The sequence below is a fragment of the Arthrobacter sp. K4-10C genome (genome assembly GCF_059090085.1).
In genome coordinates, this window is record NZ_JBNHFI010000010.1 from 193527 (window position 1) to 213407 (window position 19881).

Below are 19881 nucleotides of genomic sequence, written 5' to 3' on the forward strand. Positions count from 1 at the left end.
CCTCATGTGCGTGTCCGTGTCAGCCCTTTGGCGTAGGCGGCCTGCCCGACGTGCTGGAGGCAGTCTGCAAGGGTGCTGACCAGCCGGACGCCGAGGGTGACGGGCGGATCCCAGTGCCGGTCAACGACGCGGTCCAGGTCCCCGTCCGCAACTCCTTCCAGAAAGCCCGAGGTCTGCCGGTGCACGGCGTCGTAGTACTCAAGCAGCAACTCCGGCCCGGCCTGCACCGCGTCCACCTGCTCGCTTGAGTGGCCGTAGCCGGTGTCACGTTCCGGCAGCGGCAGGCCGAACCGCAGCTCGAAACCCCGCGACGTCCACACCTGGTCCATCCCCGCCGCCGCGGATACCTGTGCGTCCTCCACCCGGCTGAGGTGCCAGATGAGCCAGGCGATCGAGTTCCCGGTGCCGTTCGGGCGCCTGGCGAGCGCATCGCCGTCGAGCCCTTCAAGCGTCGCTTCCACGGTCTCCCGGATCCGGCCAAACGCGTCCAGCAACAGCTCATTGGTCCTCATTCAGGTTTCCCTTCCTGTGCCGTGGGTCCCACGCTACTCCGCTGACCGGCACTGGTGGCAGGTCCATCACTTCCTCTTGAAGAAGCGGGTTAGCGCCAAGCGGAAGGGGCGCACAAACCAGGCCAGGGCAGTTGCTAGGAGTATTCCGCCTGCTGTCAGGACAAGCGGCTGCGCGTCGAAAGGTTGCCTCCTGGACGTCTGGCTGATGGCCGCACTGACGTCCCCCGCAGCGGGTACTGACGACGACGGCGTGGAAGACGCCGGTGGGCTCGCTGGGGCGGTGGGGACTTCAGCCGTAGTTGCCTCCGCAGCAGGCACGGGTTCCGGTGACAGCGAATCCATTGCGCCTGCGGGCTCCTTAGACACCGGGGCAGCACCGGCACGCTTATGAGCCGAGGGTACGTAGGACTCAACAGAGTGTGGCGGAATGTAGGCATGGGCTGGTACTTGGTTTATTGAGGCCGGTTCCGGGGCTGGCGCCATCGGTTTAACCGGTGCCGCCGCAGGCTGCTCGGGAGCGGGCGCAGCAGGAGCGGGAACCAGCCAAGGCTGTTCCACGGAAGCGGCAGGCGGAGTTGGGATGTAAGTAGGCTCCTCGACGGGCGCGGGATCAGGCTCGGCCGGGACTCTGCCGTCGTTAGGGTCATAGCAGTACCGGATGCCGTCCGACATCCAGCAGACATGTTCAGCGAGCGCCGGAGACGGTGCCAGCAGCATTGCGCTGCCCGCCGCCACGGCAATAGCGGCAGTGCGCCGCAACGGCATGATCTTCACGATAGTTTCCCCCAAAACTGTGGCCGACGTGGCGTCCTCCGATCCTACCGGCACGCCTGGAGACCGTCCTTCTGGCACGCGGCCTGCCCATAGGCTGTGAATGAACCAGCATGTCCCGTTCACCTCCGCTCCAACTCCCCGCACCGAGCACGCAACGTGCCCTCCCTAGGGTGGAGGGTCAACGGCCCTGCAGGCCGCCCCGTTTCTTGCTGGAGGAAACCACCATGCCCACAGTCCTGACCGCAGCGGCAGCCGCCGCGCTGATCGCCGCCATGGCAAGCCCCGCCGTCGCCGCCCCGAGCGGCCAAGCCGGCACGCCGTCGTCGAACGCTGCCGGAGCCGCCGCTTCCCACGTCAAGGTGAACGAACGCAACGGGTCGTTCGACCTGCAGACCCACCGCGGCGGCCGCGGCGAATGGACCGAGGAATCACTGGCCGCGTTCACCAACTCGCTGGCCCTCGGCGTGACCACCCTGGAACTGGATACCCACCTGACCGAGGACGGCAAGGTGATTGTGTGGCACGACGACACCATCCAGGCCGCCAAGTGCGCCGACACGGGACCCGCCACCGCCGGTGACGGCGAATTCCCCTACGTCGGCGACCGGGTGGCCGAGCTGTCCCTGGCGCAGGTCAAGACGCTCAACTGCGGCTATGTGCAGCTGCCCGGCTATCCGGAGCAGGACGTAATCGAGGGCAACCGGATCGCCGAGCTCAAGGACGTCTACCAGCTGGTCCGCGACACCAATGCCGCGAAGGTCCGCTTCAACGTGGAGACCAAGGTGGAGAGCAGCCAGATCGGAGGCGCCGGAATGGAGTCCCTCACCCGCGCCGTGGTAGCCGAGATCCGGGCCTCCGGCATGGCCGCCCGCACCACCCTGCAGTCCTTCGACTGGTCCTCGCTGAACCTCGCCAAGGAGCTTGCGCCTGACCTGCCGCTGGTGGCGCTCTCCAGCGGCGACGCCTGGATGGGCGTGGGCCAGCCCGGCGCCAGCCCCAACCTGGGCGGCATCGACATCGACGACTACGACGGTTCCCTTCCCAAGGCGGCAGCCGCACTGGGGTACGACGTCGTCTCCCCCACGTTCCGTTCCGTCACCCCCGAGATGATCACCGAAGCCCACGAGCTGGGCCTGCCCGTCATCCCATGGACCGTGAACGCCACCGCGGACATGGAACGCCTGATGGACCTGGGCGTGGACGGCATCATCACCGACTACCCCACCCGCCTGCGCACCCTTATGGAGGAACGCGGCCTGAAGCTGCCCAAGGCGTACTCGCTGAAGGGCTAACTTCCCCCGGTGTTCAGCTGGCCCGGCTGCAGCCTGTTCAGGCTGTTGCCGGGCTTTCCTTTTACCTACTAGTCGGCAACGAATCTGTTGCGGATGGTTCCTAGACCGGCAATGACGCATTCGACAACATCGTTGGGTTGCAGAAAACGTGGTGGCGTGAAGCCGAGGCCAACTCCGGGAGGTGTGCCTGTGAGGATGACGTCGCCCGATTCCAGCGTGATCGTCGTGGAAAGGTAGGAAATGAGTTCGGCCACGCCAAAAAGCATGTCGGCCGTCGAACCGTTCTGGCGAGGCTCACCATTTACTCTGGAAGAGATCTGGAGATCATGGGGATTGGCGACTTCGTCAGATGTCGTCAGCCATGGGCCGATCGGGCAGAAGGTGTCAGCACTCTTTGACCGCGAGAACTGCCCATCAGACCTCTGGGCATCACGGGCGGAAACATCGTTGGCAACCGCGTACGCAAAAACATGGTTACCGGCATCATCGCGGCTGACCCGCTTCGCTGGCTTGCCTATAACGACAGCCAGTTCGGATTCGTAATCCGCCTGCTCCGTCACACGGGGGCCGATAACGACGTCAGCGAACGGACCGTTCAGTGAGCTGGGGTACTTCGCGAAAGTCAGCGGCTTCTCCGGCGGCGTGGCGCCTGTCTCCTGGGCGTGACTTGCGTAGTTCAGCCCAACTGCGAGAATTTTGCCCGGCCGGACAACGGGGCTCAGCAGGTCCTTCTCGGCGACGCCAAGGGTGGGAGACGTGCCCGGGATGCGTTCACGGACGCGCTCGATGTCTTCGATCAGTGCCCGGGTGTCCGGGTAGGTGAGCCCCAAGGAAGACAATACGGTCCAGTTCCGCGAGTCATCGCTGACAATAAACTCGGGACCCCCAGCGAGCATGGTTCGTCCGATTCTCACTTTGTTTCTCCTACATGATCTGCGGTCGCATCGGAAGCGGCTCTTACCGGGGTCGTGCTCTTGGCATTCTTGGCCGGCCCGTTTTGGACGAGCCCGAAATACTCTGCCGTGCTCAGACCGTCTGCAATCTGCGCTATCAACTGCTCTTCGCGCTTGCGCGTTGCCCGGGCGGACTCCGCAATGCTTTCCCTCGATTCCCAAGGCACGACGACCACACCATCCTCGTCGGCGACGATTAAGTCTCCAGTGCATACGCTGACCCCGCCGCAGGAGACGCTGGCCCCCCATTCGCCTCCGCTTGCCTTGTGCGGACCGGCTGCGGAGATGGCGGTGCTGTAAATCGGAAAACCGCGCCGCCTGATCGCCGCGACATCCCTGATCGCTCCGTCGATCACGGCGCCCACCACTCCCCGGTGTTGTGCGGCCGCTGTCAGGACCTCACCCCATATAGCGCGATCCGCGAAACCTCCTGCGTCGACAACCAGCACCGATCCGGGCGGGATAACCTCAAGCGCCTGGTGAAGAGAAGCGCTGTCTCCGACCACAACCCGGACACAGAACGCCCGTCCGACGAGGCTTGTGCCGGTTTGCGGGCGGATACGGGACGACAGCACTCCTTGGCGGCCATTGCTGTCGGAGATAGCCGGTGTGCCGAAAGCAAGCCATTCCTCGGGCTCTGTACTCAGGCTCATGCCGTATCCACTCCGCCGCGGAAAATGATCGAGGACGGACCGACCTCTCCTGGGACAACCAGGTCTGCCTCGAGCCGGCGCCCGCAGCCGGGACAGTAGAAGGACCTGATGGCAATCGGAACGCCCCCGCCATCGGAATGGTCCTCGGCATAGTCCTCCCCCCGAATGGGGCCGATGGTGGCTGCGGGGACCTCTTCGATCACGCAGCCGCTCCGCACATCCGTGGTGGCCGAGCCAAGGTTGGTTCCACATCGGGTGCAGGACATGGTGTTTGTGGCATTGTCGAATGCAACAACGTCCCAATACTTCACTTGCTCGCGTTCGACGCCGCTTTCCGGCTCCTGAGCGGTAAGGGATTCAGGGAGAACGAGCGGATGCCTGTCGATGAAGGGTACGGCCCTCTGCAGCCGTTGCTTTCGCAGTTGTTGGCGATGCGCCTCGGTCCCCTCATCGTCAAGCTCGATGGTTGTTCTCCCTGTCAGCACCACGCCATAAGTCCTGAAGGCTTCCTCAGCCGAGACGAGCCCCGTTCGCACGTCGGTGAGCACTTTGGCCGGATCCCGGTCGAGCGTGTCACCGAACCCGCCGCCGCCTTGCCAGTTGTGGTACTCAATGGTCCTTATTCCGAACTCGATCTTGGAACTATTTAGTGGGCCAACGGTCCGCGTGCCTCCGATCTGGTCAAGCGTGCCAACCAGGCCGAGGGTTTCGCCTTCCGGGTCCAGGCGGGCAGCATTAAGAAACCGAAGGTAGCGGACGGTAGCTCCAGGCAGGCCTCCCGCCAACCCAACAGCATTGGGAGTGAGCGATCCGACACCGGCGAAGGAGGTGGACAAATTGCCCTTGCTCTCATAGGGAACGATTGCGACCTCGCCTGATGCCCCGCCTCTGAAGCGCCCGGCTCCGCCTGAGTCTGTCAACTGGCGCCGGAACAGGTAGAGCAGCGGGTAGGCATCCTCTGTTGCTTCGATCGAGGGGATGTTCGCCGTGGTGTTGATGATGATGCCGCCGGTGTCGACTCCGTCGGCATAGGACCGTGCCCCGGTTCCCGCGGCAAAGTGGCTGGCTTCCGGGGCGACCGTGAAGGTTCCGTCGCGGTTGACTCCCACCATGGAGACTCCGAGCGACGTGGCACACCAGCTCGCCATCGCCTGCTCGTGGTGCCTGGGACTGGCCAGCAGCATGCGCGAGAGTACAACGAGCACGAGATTGAGCGTCACGATGATAGCCGAGATCGTTGACATCGACACCGGAGTCGGAAATTCGGCAGTGACGATGGTACGCCGCGGCGCCTTGATCTCGACGCAATCGGCGGCGCCGTCGTTCCAGGTCAAGTCGTAGCCGAGGGCGATGCATACGCCGGACAGCACCGCGGCGCGAAGCCCACCGAAAGCTGTGTTGGCAAAGCCATCGACCTGCGCATCTGAGCCGGCGAAGTCCAGGGTCAGGTGGTCGCCGAATTTCGTCAGGGTGCACACGATCTTGCGGACGTTTTGTTTGTGTCCGTCGTGGTCAAGGTACTGCACCTCCCGCCACACACCGTCTGGGAGGGACCGCAACCGGGAACGCATGCGACCCGCCACATGGTTGATGCCGCGGCGCATCACGTCATCGAGAACAGATGGCCCAACCTCGTCCGCGATTTCGAGCAAACGGCTGCGCCCGACCTCGTTGGCAACGAGCTGCCCGCGCAAGTCGAGCTCGGCGAGGGGTTCGCGCACCTGGGCCATGATGAGGTCAACGATGTCTTCACGGATCTCGTGTCCCTCGACGATTTTGGTTGGTGGCAGGCGAAGCCCTTCGTCAAAAACAGATGTTGCGGTCATATTGAATCCGCCGGGCTCGCTGCCGCCGATGTCGAGCCAGTGACCGGACGAGCCGACCCAGGCGCGCAATGCTCCCGAATGATGTACGGGAGCGACGGTGGCAACGTCCGGCTGGTGCGTGGCTCCCAGGTAGGGGTCATTGCAGATGAACATGTCCCCTGGGTTGATACCGGGGCGCTCCGCGCGCTGCTTGATGACGGAATCGACGATGAGCCGCAAGACGTGGGCCTGAGTCGAGATGTATGGGCCCATAGCCACGAGCTTGCCATTGGGCAGCGTGATGCCGGTGCTGGCATCGTAGGCGCCGACCAGGATGGGCGATCCCGAGGTACGCATGTACTTGATGCCCATTTCTTCGGTGATGTCCAGCAAGCGATGCCAGACGACCTCGAAGAGCACAGGGTCGATTTTGTCACTCATGGGGTTTCTCCTGCATGGTCCAGGACAATAATGAGGTTGCGCCACTGGTCGACTTGTACGACCGCTCCTGGTGGAATTGCGACACTGGTGCCAGGCTGTTCGACGATTGCAGGCCCATCGAAATGGTGGCCGATTCTCACTTGATGGCCGGCGTAGATCGCCGTGTTTATCCAGCCACCCGTCTCGGGCCAGAAGACACTGCGCAAGTGTGCTGGTCCACCAAGCTCGGGTAGTGCCGGAGGGAGTGCCTCTTGCCTGACTGCGATTCCGCTCGCGGCAGCAGCATCGACTCCGATCCGCAGAATGCGGGGCACTGCGTCTTTGAGCCGGGCCGTCTTTCCGAACAAGATCTCGTACCGCTGGGTGAAAGCTTGCGTGAGGTCGTCAACGAGTGAGCCGTTGAGCGTATGATCGCCGTAGAGGTGCACTCTCACGTCGTGCAGTTGCCGCTCATAACGCATGTCCGCCCAGCGCACGACGGTAATGCTGTCAGTGGCGATGCCTTGAGCATTGAGGGCTTCGATGGCCTGCCTGGACACGTCGTCGTAACTGCCTGCCAGTACCTCGTTGTCGCGCCCGGCCTCCCTGCTGATGGACCGCTGGACCGTGCGAACGGTGTCTGAGATCACGACTCCATAAGCGGAGAACGCCGTCGCGCTGAGCGGAACCACCAGCCGGGAGACACCTGCAGCTTTCGCGTAGGATGCGGCATGCACCGGTCCAGCTCCGCCGTAGGCCGCGAGGACGAACTTTCTGGGGTCATAGCCGCGCTCCAGCGTTGTTTTCCGGATGAGGTCACCCATTTGCGAGTCCACGACCAGTCGGATGCCTGCCGCGGCGGCTACCACGTCACCGCCAAAGAGCGGATCGGCAATGTATTCCTTGACCGCGGCCTCTGCTTGGTCCAGCCGCAACTGGATGCGGCCTTCCAGGAACCGTGCGGGGTCGAGGTAGCCGAGCAGGGCGTCGGCATCAGTCACCGTGGGCCTCGTTCCGCCCCAGCCGTAGCACGCCGGTCCAGGTGACGCCCCGGCGGACTGGGGGCCGACCCGCAAGCGGCCGTCATCCTCCCACGCAATACTGCCGCCGCCCGCGCCAATGGATACGACATCGATCATGGGCGACAGCAGGGTGTATTGATTGATGACTGTTTCGGGAGCCATTGACCATCGGCCATCGACGATGAGGCCCACCTTGAACGTGGTACCGCCGACGTCGGTGGCGATGACCCGCTCCTGCTTCATAGCTGAGGCTAGTTTCTGCACGGCAACCAGTCCGCCGGCAGGCCCCGACTCGATAGTGCTCACCGGCTGGATCGACGGGATGTCGCTCACCCCTCCGCCGGCCTGGAAGATCAGGATGGGAACACGTAAGCCTTCTCGGATGAGGCGTTCATTCAGGCGCTTCAGGTACCTCTCCAGTGTTGGTGCTACGAATGCGTTGACGACTGTCGTTGCGGTGCGCTCGTATTCGCCCGTTACAGGTGAGATTTCGCTCGACAACGACACGTGGGCTTTCGGGGCGAGTTCGTGGATCACTTCGCGCACGAGCTGCTCATGGGCGGGATTTTGGTGGCTCCAGAGCAGTGTGACGGCGAATGAGGTGACACCGTCGGCGAGGAGCCGCCTCACGCCGGCCTCAACGTCTTCCCGCCGGAGCGGCTCGATTATTCGCCCGGAGCGGTCCACACGTTCTGCCAGCTCCACGATGCGGTCCCGGGTGACGATCTGGGGAGGTTTGTCTGTGGCGCGGAGATGGCGACGTTCCGCGAGTCCCAGTCCGGCCACCCGGCCGCGAGCGCGCATGATGAGGATTTCGTCCCCGAATCCCCTGGTCGCGAGCAGCCCGACGACGGCTCCCTGCTGCCAGGTGAACATCACGTTAGTGGTCTGGGTCGTCGCGTGGGAGAAGCGCTCTGTCTGCTCCAGCAGTTCAGACAACGACAGTCCGAATTGTTGGGCCGCCCTCGTCACTCCGTCCAGCAGGCCTTCCATCAGGTCATCCGGGGTGGTTGGCGATTTGGCGATGACCTCACCTTGCGTAGATCTGTCGATGACGGAAACGTCGGTGAACGTCCCGCCGATGTCAACCCCAATGACGAAAGACAATTCGTTTCCTCCGTGACTGCTGCACCAACGCCTATTTCCCAATGCACAATCGTTTGCGCTAATATACCGACGAGGGGCGTTAGGGGTCAAGGACCAGGGTTCAGAACTACATTGGAGTTGGTTATCCGAACCGGGCTGGCTGAAAAGAGAGACAGTGGAATCATCGAGGCGTAAAACGACCATCAAGCACATCGCTGAGGCAGCAGGAGTGCATCCCTCTACGGTCTCCCGCGCCCTCAATGGCCTGCCCGCGTCCCGCATTCCGCAGGAGACCGTCGACCGCATCCACAAGGCCGCCGCCGAGCTGCAATACGAGCCGAACCCGTGGGCCCAGAGCCTGCGCACCAAGAGGGCGATGATGATTGGGCTGTCGATTCCCCGCTTCACTGATGTTGTGCTTGCCCAGATGTTTGAGGCTGCGCAAATTCGAGCAAGAGAATTCGGGTACCACACGCTCACCGCGGGAGCGGAGATCGGAGGGGTAGACAATGTTGCGATCAAGGGTCTTATCGACAGGAGAATCGACGGCCTGATACTCGCGACGGCAAAGATCCAAGACCAATACCTGCCCGAAATTGAGCGGCGGGGTGTCCCGTTCGTGCTGCTCAACCGCAAATCCGCTCACTACCCGTCCGTGACCGGCGATGATGAAGTCGGGGGCTACCTGGCTACGCGCCACCTCATCCACCAGGGCCACACCCGCATTGGGCATATCAGCGGCCCCATGGACGTCAGCACAGCGCTGAACCGGGCGCATGGGTATCGCCGGGCGATGGCGGAGGCGAACCTGCCGGTCGATTCCGAATTGATACAGGAGGGCACCTTCGATGCCGAGTCTGCCGGCCGGGCTGCGCGAACTCTTCTGGACCTTCCCGTCCGGCCGACGGCGATTTTTGCGGTGAACGATATCAGCGCTCTCGCCGCCATGTCCGTGGCGCGCGACTGTGGACTTGGCATCCCGGACGATCTCGCTGTGGTTGGCTACAACGACTCTGAAGTAAGCTCGCTCCTACCCATCCCACTCACGAGCGTCCGCGTCCCCCTGATGGACATGGGGGCCGCCGCCGTTGACCTGCTCTTGGCCTTGATGAACGGAGAAACAGTCGAGTCGGTCGTTAAGGCCCCCCAACTGATTCCCAGGCAGTCGTCAATACTCTCCTAGTCCTAACAAGACCCGGACGCTGCGCAGGCGATACCCCTTCAACCACTACCCTCCGACGAGGAGCCAATTGTAGATCTGCGGGACAAAGGTAATAAGAACTGTCAGCGCCAGCAGCGCGATGATAAAGGGCATAACTGCCACCGAGAGCCGACCCATTGGTACCTTGCTTATGGACATAGCGACGAAAAGACTTGCCCCGACAGGCGGGGTCGCCAGCCCCAGCGTGAGGGCCAGCACCGTGACGACGCCGAAGTGCACGGGATCGACGCCATAACTGATGGCTGCAGGCAAAAGCACAGGAGTGACGATGATTATCGCGGGAACGGGATCGAGCGGCATCCCGACCAGCAGCAGCACAACCAGTGCAATTAGCAGGAACACCGTCTGGCTGTCCGTAATGGACAACATCAGTTCCGCCACGAGACTTGGCAGCCTGGAGTAGGCCAGGGCCCAGTTGAGCACAGCCGATGAGGCCACGATGATCATGACGGTGGCAGTCATGACGACCGAAGCGCGAAGAACATGTAGGGCTTTTTCCACATTCAGCGTGCGGTACACAAGGCCCACGATGAGGGCGTAAAACACGGCCACCGCGGCCGCTTCCGTTGGGGTGAAGATTCCACCGAGGATGCCGCCGATGATGAGAACCGGCATGAACAGCGCAATCAGCGCGTCGCGGGCAGAGATGGCGAGGTCTTTGCCCTTTAGCACCTGATCGGGCCGCAGCGTCGGCGTGACAAAGCCCTGCCGTCGCAGGAGCACGTAGTTGGTAACCATGACCGTTACACCGATCAGGATTCCAGGGATAATGCCGGCGACGAACAAGTCACCAATGGAAGTCTGGCTTTGAACCCCGTAGATGATAAAGGGAATGCTGGGCGGAATCACTGCGCCCATGAGCGAAGCAGCCGTAATTGTTGCCACCGAAAACTCGCGTTTGTACCCGTCCCGCTGCATCTCGGGGATCATCGTAATTCCAACTGCTGCGAGATCGGCTGCAGCAGCGCCGCTGACTCCGCCAAAAACCATTGACACAAGCACAGCGACCTGGGCGAGTCCTCCATAAATCTTCCGCAACAAATACCGAGTGAGCCGGACCAGCCGCTCGGTGAGCCCGACTTCGTTCATGAGGTAACCAGCGAGCACGAACAGCGGGATGGCCATGAGGGTGAAATCGTCCATCCCCACGAACAGCCGCTGGGCAACAACAGTCAACGGCGCAGGCGTGGCCAACATGATGTAGAGGAGCCCGGTTCCGATAATGACTATTGCCAGCGGGACGCCAAGGGACATCAGTCCTAAGAATCCACCAATCAATATTCCAGGCATCAGATGTCCTCGAGTTCAGGATCGGCTGGTGGAGCCGGCACTGTTAGGAACATGCGAACGATCCCCTGTAAACCCATCAGTGCAAAGCCGACCGGAATGGCCAGGTAGGCCCACGCGATCTGAATCTGCAACGCCGGGCTCACCTGATTACGGTCGAAATTCGCGAACGTCCCCTCGGCGCCGTACCAGACGACAGCAAAGCTCACGATGACCGTGACGAGTTCACCGATCCTCCTCGCCATCTCCGGGTGGATGCCGGGGATCCTGCCGAGCAGGGATTGGAGTGCCGGATGCTCGCTGCGGCGATGTGCGCAGGTAAGGCCCAGGAACACCAGCCAGATCGTAAGGTAGCGGGCGAGTTCCTCGCCCCAGCTCAACGAGGCGTTGAGGACATATCGGAAAAAGACCGATGCGAGCACCACGCCCACGACGGACACGAAGAGCAGGCTGCAGACCCAGAGCAGGATGCGGTCAACGAGCCCAAGTGCTTGGTCCAGACCCTTCACAAGGCGTACCCCGGGAGCCAACCGTGTGGATGGCTCCCTTTCACCCTCGGCCTTGTGGGCGGGTTCTAAGGTCATTCCCGCAAATCCTGGATGGTCTTCAGCATGTCCTCTGCATCCAGGTCAGCTGCCCACTTCCTCCAGACCGGCTCTAGAATCTCCAGGAAGGCCTGCTCGTTAATCTGTGTTACCTCGACACCGGCACCCGTTACGGCTTCAATGGCCTTTTTCTGCAGGTCAACAAAGAACTGGCGTTCATACGTCGCCGCCTCGGTCATCGCCGTGGAGATAGCCTCTTGCTCAGCCTGGTTCAACGTTTCCCAAAAATCCGCCGACATAATGACCGGCCGCGGTTCCGCGAGGAAAGCAGCCTCCGGAGCGGTGGCATAGTTGACGAGCTCGAAGAGCTTCAGCGAGTTGACAGAGCCCCAGTCAAGGGTTGCACCTTCGATAACGCCGGTCTGGATACCCGTGTACACCTCCCCGTAAGGCATTGGGGTGGGGTTCGCGCCCAGGGCCCTCAGAGCGTCGGTGAGCGCAGGGTTCTCAATCGAGCGCACCTTCAGTCCATTGAGGTCCGATGGTTCATTGATTGGAACGTCCACAGTTTGAATGGAGCTGTCTCCCGTACTGAAATAATCGAGCACGTGGAATTTGCCCTCGTTGCGGATACGCTCCGAAAGCTGATCAGCGGCGGGCGAGTCAACGATGCGCTGCATGTGGGCCTGGTCTTGGATGAGGAATGGCAGCTCGAGCAGATTCATAACGGGCGCCAGGGTCGCAAGCGCCCCAGCTCCGACACCTATATGAATCGAACCATCCAAAATCGACTCGTTGATGTCGCGCTCCTGGCCCAACTGGCCGCCAGCGAATATGTCAACCGTGATCTTACCGTCGGTTTTCTCTTCGACTACTTGCTTGAATTTTTCGGCGCCATCAAAGTAGGGGAACGATTCGGGGGTAATCAGAGCGAAGACGAGCTTTCGCTCACCAATCTCATCAGGATTGCCGGTTCCTCCCGGTGGGCCGCCCTGGCAAGCCGTGAGGACGAGGGCTGTGGCCGCAAGCATCGCTGCAGCAATGCCGCGTTTTCTGGTACGCAATGTTCCTCTCCTTGCACTTGATCCGTCTATACCATGCCCGATAGTGCCTAGTCTTCCCTTGCTGACCCCTTACGATGCCGGGAGCGACACTCACGTGAGCAGGCCAACCTTGAGCAACGTCGACCGAACCACTTCCTTGTCTTCCTGCGTGACGGCCGGCTCGGGTGCGCGCGTAGTTCCCCCTGGTATTAGCCCCATCTGAACGAGCGCTTCCTTCACGCGCGCGATAAACGAGAACTTCGTCTGCCCCAGGTCTCGGCTAAAGGTATTGATTAGCGGCACGATCTTCGAGTTCATATGCTCAACAGCTGCGGTGGTCTCCCCGCTGGAGACACGCCGGTAGAGCTCCGTCCAGAGGTGAACGCCGACATTTCCGATGCCGACCATGGATCCCTGCGATCCATACAGCAGCATGCCCAGCAGGGTGTAGGTGTTGTTGTCAGCAAACACCGCGGTCTTACCCTCCACGGCCTTGTAGTCGGCTTCGTAGGTCTCCATCGACGTTGCTTCCTTGATACCGATGACGTGCTCGATCTCGGCAAGCCGGGCGATAGTCTTCGCCGGATAATTGACCCCGGACGACACCGGGTACTGAAAGACGGTCATCGGCATGTCGATGCCTTCCGCGAGGTCCCGGAAGAACTTCACGACGACGTCTTCGTTATTGATGAACCCCCTGCGAAGGATGTTGTAGAACGGGGTGTTGATTTGGAGCACCGTTGCCCCAGCTTCCTTCAGTTGATTGCCGAAGGCGATTGTGTCTCTGGTCGAGGTTGGTTCGACACCTGTCAGGATCGGAATCCTACCGTTGACCACCTCGGCAACGGAGCTGACAACGTGCAACTGCTCCTCGCGGTTGAGGCTCGTAACCTCACCGGAATACCCGCAGGTGAGAATTCCATTTACACCAGGAACGCTAATGACGTGCTCGATATAAGCCTTGAGTGACGCCAGATCCAGTGATTCATCGTCGTTAAAGGGCGTCACTACCGCGGTGACAACGCCTTCCAGCTTGACCTGTTCCATGCTTGCTTCTCTCGTGTAGCGCAAACGATTGTGCGGATTGAAAAAAGGATACCTTTCAGGCAGTGAGCGATGTCAAGGGGCGGACAGTTGAATTTTGGCAAGAGCGTCACGATGCATGGCCTCCGGAATTTCGGCGCATCACTGGAGTGCGCCACGTCCTGCTCTCGCATCGCGGCACAACGCCACTTCCCTGCCCCGGATCCGCTTCCAGCGGCCGACTCCTGAACTCAGGTCCTGGTCCGCAACAGGAAATGACTCAGCCAGGGGTCATTGTCGGAACTCCCAGTGAAGGGTTCAGTGTTTCCAGGCTGCAGGCAGGCTGTTGGCGGTCCCTCTCCTCTAGTGGGATCTCTTGAAGGGTGCTTTCGTTGACTGGTACAGCTTGGTTCGGGGAGACAGATGGAACGGCATCGGGACGCCACGAATGTTAGCCAAGTCCTTGCCAGCTCACTCGCGCTAGTTGCTTCCTTGGTGCTCTTACTGGTTCCCGTGTACAGCCAGGCAAAAGTGACGCCTGCTGGGCTAGGGCAGGTGAACCATCAGACCCTGTTTGAGGTAACCGGCCCGTCTATCTTCGTGCCGGTGCTTATCCCCGTGGTCCTGACCGTGCTACCTCTCCTGATACGGGGACGTGCGCGGACTTCAGTGTCGGTCGTGACTACTGTCGCTCTTGTTGCCTTCATATTCATCAGCTCCGCAAGCATCGGCTGGCTCAAAACTCCAGGTCCACCCCAACTAATTGCCTGAATCGTCACTGCTGCTTATTGACCTCGAATGGGCGCGCCTGCATCACCGGCGCCGGACGGCAGCGGACACATTTCCAGAACGGTGCGGTCTTGTTCCTTCGCAGTGCCTATTCCTGTTCCGGTATCCACAAAGGTGCCGCCACTCCGCTCCCGGTGAGATTGTCGCAGCGCACCAGCTGCGTGCCGATCCTTTCGAGTGGGCAGTCGGCGTAGGTGGTGGGGGCTGTGGCCCCCGATTCATGGGTGGTGGCCTGTCCGCTGGACCCTGCGAAGAGGAAAGCTGCCGTGAAAACGGTGGCGAGGATCGTCAAAATGCGCTTGAACACTTTGTCTCCTGGATGGGACACGAGGGGTAGCTGGACCGCCGATCAAGCGAGGCGGGGTGTGAACTGGATTCCCAGCAAAATCCCTGCAGTACGGGCCAAGCCGTGCTGTGGGCGCGCCCGTCACGCAAAAGCTACCAACCGGAACCAGGGGGAACAAGGGTCACAGACCCCCCTTTTCCGCCTGGCTCCCCCTCTTTTCCAGGGTATGAGAGCTGCAGCGAGGGAAGGCGGCTTCCTAGGCTTTGGACGCCCGGATGGCTTTGCGGACGGCACCGCCCAGTGCGGTGATGAGAGGCACCAAACACACCAGGGCAACGACGGTGTTGGGCCGGAACGCCACCTGCCCGCCGACATTCCGGTAGACGCCCAGCGGCAGCACCATGCCGCCTCCTCCGCCGCCGGACGCGCCCTCCTGCCCGGCCTCGCCGCCGCCACCGAACCCGAAGGAAACCAGGGCCACCGGAATGACTTCCTCCCCTCCGAGCTGGACCGGGGAACCATAGGCCCTGGAGACGCCGATGTTCTTGAATGACTCAATCAGGGACGCGAAAGTATCAGCCATGGCTCCCACCCTAAAAGCAGCGCCCGGCGGGCGGTAGCCCTTTGGCACCCATATAACCGGCAACCATGCACGCGGCCCGCCTATTGTGGGCGTGCTTCCGCTCTTGAGCAGGTGCGGGTTGTGGTGGCGCAGGGAGCGGTTGTCCGGAACGAGCTTTAAACAGGAATGCCGTGGATACCTTCAAAGGCATCCACGGCATTCACATTGGCTTACTTATCGCAGCCGATACCGTCCCGATCCCTGTCGAGATGCGTTCCATAACCGGGTGAACCAGAATAGACGGGTGCAGCCCCGGCCGCTCGTGCAGCGGCGCAGTTCGCGTAGTAGACAGCCGCCGGAGCGGGAGCTGCAGGAGCCGGTGCCGGAGCGGGTGCCTGCTTTGCCGCCTGTTGCGCAGCTGCCTGTTCGGCAGCCTGGCGGGCTGCGGCATCCCTTGCGGCTTGATCGGCAGCGGCCTGTGCTGCAGCCACCTGCTCCGCAGCAGCTTTCTCAGCTGCTGCTTTCTCCACCGCTGCAAGCTCAGCTGCTGCCTTATCTGCAGCCGCTTTCTCTGCGGCAGCCTTTTCTGCCGCTACCTTCTCAAGCGACTTGACGCCGAGGTGGACGGTGGACCCCTTTGCCGCCAGGGCACCCTCCGTGGGGTCCTGGGAAATCACCTGCCAGTTCTTCGCTATCATGATCGCCTTGCCGTCAACGGCGTCCACCGCCTCGACCTCGAACCCGAGATCTTCCAGCTGATCCGTCGCTTTATCCAGCGTCAGGTCCACCACGCCGGGAACCGTAACATTGTCTTCCGCTGTCGCCACAGCCGTAGCAGCGGCTGCGGGTTCCGTTGCCGCCTGCTGGCCGCTACATCCGGTCAGCGTTACCCCGGCCAGCACAACCAAGGCCAGAGTCTTCTTCACACGGCGAGCTGCAGCAATTGCATTTTCTCTCATTTTTCCCCCTGGGGCGGTTTGTGATGTTGATGCAGTTGGGGCCTGCGAGACCCGAAAACGCTGAGCCGGCTACTCACAGGCAACGCCGTCCTGGTCGCGGTCCAACCCGGCCCGGTAGCCGGTCTGACCGGCGTACAACGGAGCGGCGCCGGCAGCCCTGGCAGCGGCACAGTTGGCGAAATAAGCGGTAGCCGGCGCGGCGGGAGCCGGTGCCACGGGAGCCGGAGCAGGCGCCGGGGCGGGGGCCGGTGCAACCGGTGCAGGAGCCGCGGCGACAGGTGCAGGCGCGACGGCCGCCGGTGCAGGCTCGGCCACGACCGGCGCCGGCGAAGGGGCGGGAGCCTGCGCGTTCGTCGGCGCCAGCTGTCCGCTGCAGTCGGCGAGGATCCTGGCGATGGCATCGTGCTCCGCCTGGGTCACCCACAGCCCGTATGTCGCCTTCACGGAAACCTGGCGGGCGACGTACTCGCAGCGGAAGCCCTTGTTCGGCGGCAGCCAGGTGGCGGCGTCGCCGTCGCCCTTCTTCATGTTGGTGGGGCCGTCCGTCGCCTGGAGGTTCAACGGATCGTTCGCGAACGCCGTCCGCTGTTCCGTGGTCAGCTGCTGGGCGCCCTTCTGCCATGCATCGCTGAGAGCGACTACGTGGTCGATCTGGACAGCACTGCTGGTGGTCTGCCCGCGCAGGAAGCTGATGCTCGTGCCCGTGTACGGATCGGCGAGCATCCCCGACTTCACCTTGCACGGGACGCTGTTCACGTACGCCACGCCCGTGAGGTCACGCTTGAGGGTGTCGTTCCGCGTGTCGCAGCCGTTACGGTCCACGTCCGCCCACGCCTGCCCAAACAGCGCCCGGTCATATCCCGTCTTCGGTGCCCTGCCTTTGATGGGAAGGGTGGCCAGCAGGTCGATTGCCTTGGTAGCGAACGCGGGCTGCTCATTCGGCGGGGTGACGGACACGCCCTGCGCAACCAGGGACGGCGTCTCGGGATCCAGCGGGGCGCCCGTCTCGGCCGCAGTGGGAGCGGACGACGGCGTCGCCTTGGCTGTGGCGGTTGGGCTCGCTTTGGCGGAGGCAGCCGAAGCGGTGCTGTCTGAAGCGGCCGCCTCAAGGTCCGCGGTAGGGACGCGCGGCAGGGCGAGACCACCGGCAATGAAGAGGGCGAGGGACGTTGCAAGTGCGACGGCGCCGGCCTTGCGTTTCGCAGGCAGCCAGGCCCAGGAGCGGCGCCCGGTCAGCAGGACGTACAAACCTGTGAGTCCGGCCGAGATGGCCAGAAAAACCAGCGCGCCGCCAATTCCGCTGCTGAGGGCCCCAGCGAGCACGAACAGTGCGGTGACGGCTCCCACGGTGATTGTGGAGGCGAGCGGCCTTCGCGGCGGTTTCGGCGCCGGCGCAGACTGAGATGGACCCAAAAGGGTCTCGTATTCGGACATCATTTCCCCATTGATTGAGCCCGAAAAGGGCCCGGCAATTGCCGGGCTGCTGCTTAACTCGACAAAACTTGTTGTCGATGAGCCTATTAGCCAGACGGGAGAGAATTCGGTCCCGCCGGTTTACCTCGCTGAAGATTGAGCAGCTCTTGAGCCGATCTTGAGACTGTTTGTCGTACTGGAACTTCAGGGCTTAATAATTGGCGGATATGCGGCAACACCTTTATGGGGTGAGACCCTGCTGCCTGAATTCGCCGCCCGGAGGCGCTGGCCGCCGTCGTACTTCCTGTGCAGTCCCAAAGGCCGAGGCTTGTCTTGCCCTTTCCCGCGCCATACCGTGAATGGAAAAGCCGCCGAAGTGCAGGTGCAGGCATGCGGAAGATTTCCTTGTTGCGGTGTTTCCTGGTGTGCTTACTGGCCGCTGGCCTTCTCGCCGGTGCCACGCCTTCAGCAGCCCCTGCCGCTTCCCAGTCTGCTGCACCTGCCAATTCGGAGCAGACCTATGAGACGCTGGACGCCTTCCTCCGGGAGCAGCTCGACATCCTCGGAATCCCGGGCGTTGCCGTCGCCGTCGTGCGGGATGGCGCGCAGGTGCACGCGGCCGCATTCGGCCACGCCGATGAGTCTGGCCGGCTGATGACGGTCCAGACGCCGGTCCTGCTCGCCTCCACCAGCAAGTCGCTGACGGCGATCGCCGTGATGCAGCAGGTGGAGGCCGGCCGGCTGCGGCTCGATGAACCGGTGCAGGCCTACCTGCCCTGGTTCACGCTTGATGACAGCCGCTCCTCGTCCATCACCGTGCGGCACCTGCTGCACCAAGCGAGTGGCATGGGATCCGGGGACACGGCCTTCGAAGCCTCTGATGCGCAGGCCCCGGAGGCTCTGGAAGAAGAGGTCCGCGCCCTGGCAGATGCGCCTTTGGCCGGTACGCCGGGCGAGGCCTTCCACTACGCCAGCGCCAACTACAACATCCTGGGCCTGCTGGTGCAGACCGTCGCCGGGCAGCCGTTCGGGGAGTACATGGAGGAACACGTCTTCGGGCCGCTGGACATGGCGCACAGCCACCCCACCCGCGCCTCGGCCCTGGCCGACAAGGCCGCCGCCGGCTACTCCCGTTGGTTCGGCTCGTTCTGGCGCCAGACGGACGTGCCTGCCCCCACGTCCGGAATGCCTTCGTCAACCCTGTACGCCTCGGCCGAGGACCTGGGCCATGAGCTGACCGCACTGCTCGACGGCGGCGGCTACGGTACTGCGCGCGTCCTCCGGCCCGAGAGCGTGGAGGCGATGTTAGAGCCCAAGGTCCTGGTGGATGGGTCCAAGGAGTACGCCATGGGCTGGTTCACCCGGCCGCTGGTGGAATCCGCCGATTCAGCCGCTCCGCCGGTGCCGGAGGAGTCACTGCCCCGGCTGGTGGAGCATCAGGGCGAATGGGGTAACAGCCACACCTATTTGGGCATGGTTCCGTCGTCCGGTTTGGGCGTTGCGCTGGTGATCAACGCGAACGATGCCGCTGCCCCGTCGCGGCTGAAGGCGATCGACAGCAATGTCCTGCGGATCCTCCACGGCCGGGACCCGGTACGCGCGGTTGTCCAGGAGGACTGGCTCCAGCGGTACAGCTGGGCAGTTGCCCTGGGGCTGCTGCTCGCCGAGCTGCTGAGCCTGTGGCTGGCAGTGCGGTTCCTATTCCGTCCGCGTCCCGCTGGCAGGCGCCGGATGTTGTCTGCGTACGCCGCTGCAGCACTTACCCTGGACGCCTTCGTCATGTGGCTGTGCCTCGGCTACGCCCCGGCCAGGTTCGACACGCAGTTGTTCGTGGTCATCCGCCAGTTTCCCGACGTCGGACTCTTCCTGGTGCCGGCCCTCGCCCTGGCCATCCTCTGTCCGATCCCGCGGACGCTCTGGTGGCTCGCGCGGCTCCGGCCCGCCCGTTGACAGCTGCCTGCAGTGAGGCCGCCCAAAAGGACGGCCGGGCTTCCCACGTCCACAAACACATGTGCCGCCCCTTCCCCTGGACGCTTTCTCGCGTTGGGCGGGGGTGTGGGTTTCCCGCCGGTGTTGGGGGTTTGTTTTTAAATGTGGGAGGCCCCAACCGTGTGGTTGGGGCCTCGACCGTGATGTTGTGTCCGGCGGTGTCCTACTCTCCCACACCCTCCCGGGTGCAGTACCATCGGCGCTGTGGGTCTTAGCTTCCGGGTTCGGAATGGGACCGGGCGTTTC

Annotated in this window: 16 protein-coding genes and 1 rRNA gene; 3 read left to right on the forward strand and 14 right to left on the reverse strand. The window is 62.7% G+C overall.

The window, feature by feature from the left end; translation table 11 throughout:
* Positions 1-2: 2 nt before the first annotated feature.
* Positions 3-512 (reverse strand): mycothiol transferase, encoded by a 510-nt coding sequence (locus AC5RUU_RS15495; RefSeq protein WP_493976084.1) that lies wholly within the window; start codon positions 510-512, stop codon positions 3-5.
* A gap of 998 nt (positions 513-1510) precedes the next feature.
* Here AC5RUU_RS15495 and AC5RUU_RS15500 point away from each other — a divergent pair.
* Positions 1511-2578 carry a glycerophosphodiester phosphodiesterase family protein gene (locus tag AC5RUU_RS15500; RefSeq protein ID WP_493976085.1) on the forward strand — a complete coding sequence of 356 codons (1068 nt, stop codon included), beginning with the start codon at positions 1511-1513 and terminating at the stop codon, positions 2576-2578.
* Between the two features lie 68 nt (positions 2579-2646).
* Here the strand turns inward: AC5RUU_RS15500 and AC5RUU_RS15505 are convergent, their stop codons facing one another.
* Genes AC5RUU_RS15505 through AC5RUU_RS15520 form a run of 4 tightly spaced genes read right to left on the reverse strand, consistent with a single transcriptional unit; the run spans position 2647 to position 8538 of the window.
* Entirely contained in the window at positions 2647-3492 is an 846-nt protein-coding gene (locus AC5RUU_RS15505; protein ID WP_493976086.1) for a fumarylacetoacetate hydrolase family protein, read from the reverse strand.
* Complete coding sequence (locus AC5RUU_RS15510; RefSeq protein WP_493976087.1) at positions 3489-4184, reverse strand: RraA family protein; 696 nt, start codon at positions 4182-4184, stop codon at positions 3489-3491. The genes AC5RUU_RS15505 and AC5RUU_RS15510 overlap by 4 nt, the downstream gene beginning before the upstream one ends.
* Positions 4181-6430, reverse strand: a complete 2250-nt coding sequence (locus tag AC5RUU_RS15515; protein ID WP_493976088.1) for a hydantoinase B/oxoprolinase family protein — start codon at positions 6428-6430, stop codon at positions 4181-4183. Before AC5RUU_RS15515 ends, AC5RUU_RS15510 begins: the two co-directional genes overlap by 4 nt.
* Entirely contained in the window at positions 6427-8538 is a 2112-nt protein-coding gene (locus AC5RUU_RS15520; RefSeq protein ID WP_493976089.1) for a hydantoinase/oxoprolinase family protein, read from the reverse strand. Before AC5RUU_RS15520 ends, AC5RUU_RS15515 begins: the two co-directional genes overlap by 4 nt.
* 154 nt (positions 8539-8692) lie before the next feature.
* Between AC5RUU_RS15520 and AC5RUU_RS15525 the strand changes: the two genes are divergently transcribed.
* Positions 8693-9700, forward strand: a complete 1008-nt coding sequence (locus tag AC5RUU_RS15525) for a LacI family DNA-binding transcriptional regulator (RefSeq protein ID WP_493976090.1) — start codon at positions 8693-8695, stop codon at positions 9698-9700.
* A gap of 45 nt (positions 9701-9745) precedes the next feature.
* Here AC5RUU_RS15525 and AC5RUU_RS15530 read toward each other — a convergent pair whose 3' ends face one another.
* The 8 genes from AC5RUU_RS15530 to AC5RUU_RS15565 all read right to left on the reverse strand — a co-directional run bounded on the left by AC5RUU_RS15530 (position 9746) and on the right by AC5RUU_RS15565 (position 17667).
* Positions 9746-11029, reverse strand: coding sequence for a TRAP transporter large permease (locus AC5RUU_RS15530; RefSeq protein ID WP_493976091.1), 1284 nt, complete (start codon positions 11027-11029; stop codon positions 9746-9748).
* A complete protein-coding gene (locus AC5RUU_RS15535; RefSeq protein ID WP_493976092.1) occupies positions 11029-11610 on the reverse strand; it encodes a TRAP transporter small permease in 582 nt (193 codons plus the stop codon). Before AC5RUU_RS15535 ends, AC5RUU_RS15530 begins: the two co-directional genes overlap by 1 nt.
* Positions 11607-12635: a TRAP transporter substrate-binding protein gene (locus AC5RUU_RS15540; RefSeq protein ID WP_493976093.1), complete on the reverse strand. Its 1029-nt coding sequence runs from the start codon at positions 12633-12635 to the stop codon at positions 11607-11609. Before AC5RUU_RS15540 ends, AC5RUU_RS15535 begins: the two co-directional genes overlap by 4 nt.
* Before the next feature lie 90 nt (positions 12636-12725).
* A complete protein-coding gene (locus AC5RUU_RS15545; protein WP_493976094.1) occupies positions 12726-13661 on the reverse strand; it encodes a dihydrodipicolinate synthase family protein in 936 nt (311 codons plus the stop codon).
* 853 nt (positions 13662-14514) lie between these two features.
* The gene (locus AC5RUU_RS15550) at positions 14515-14733 is read right to left on the reverse strand and encodes a hypothetical protein (protein WP_493976095.1); all 219 of its coding nucleotides are present in this window, start codon (positions 14731-14733) and stop codon (positions 14515-14517) included.
* A gap of 235 nt (positions 14734-14968) precedes the next feature.
* Positions 14969-15295, reverse strand: a complete 327-nt coding sequence (locus tag AC5RUU_RS15555; RefSeq protein WP_493976096.1) for a hypothetical protein — start codon at positions 15293-15295, stop codon at positions 14969-14971.
* Between the two features lie 209 nt (positions 15296-15504).
* On the reverse strand, positions 15505-16200 hold the full coding sequence (locus AC5RUU_RS15560) for an excalibur calcium-binding domain-containing protein (RefSeq protein WP_493976097.1): 696 nt from the start codon (positions 16198-16200) through the stop codon (positions 15505-15507).
* Between the two features lie 102 nt (positions 16201-16302).
* Positions 16303-17667 carry a GmrSD restriction endonuclease domain-containing protein gene (locus AC5RUU_RS15565; RefSeq protein ID WP_493976108.1) on the reverse strand — a complete coding sequence of 455 codons (1365 nt, stop codon included), beginning with the start codon at positions 17665-17667 and terminating at the stop codon, positions 16303-16305.
* A 369-nt stretch (positions 17668-18036) separates the two neighbouring features.
* On the opposite strand from AC5RUU_RS15565, the gene AC5RUU_RS15570 reads away from it, so the two are divergent.
* On the forward strand, positions 18037-19596 hold the full coding sequence (locus AC5RUU_RS15570; protein WP_493976098.1) for a serine hydrolase domain-containing protein: 1560 nt from the start codon (positions 18037-18039) through the stop codon (positions 19594-19596).
* 189 nt (positions 19597-19785) lie between these two features.
* Here the strand turns inward: AC5RUU_RS15570 and rrf are convergent.
* Positions 19786-19881, reverse strand: a 5S ribosomal RNA gene (gene rrf, locus AC5RUU_RS15575); the annotation flags it as partial.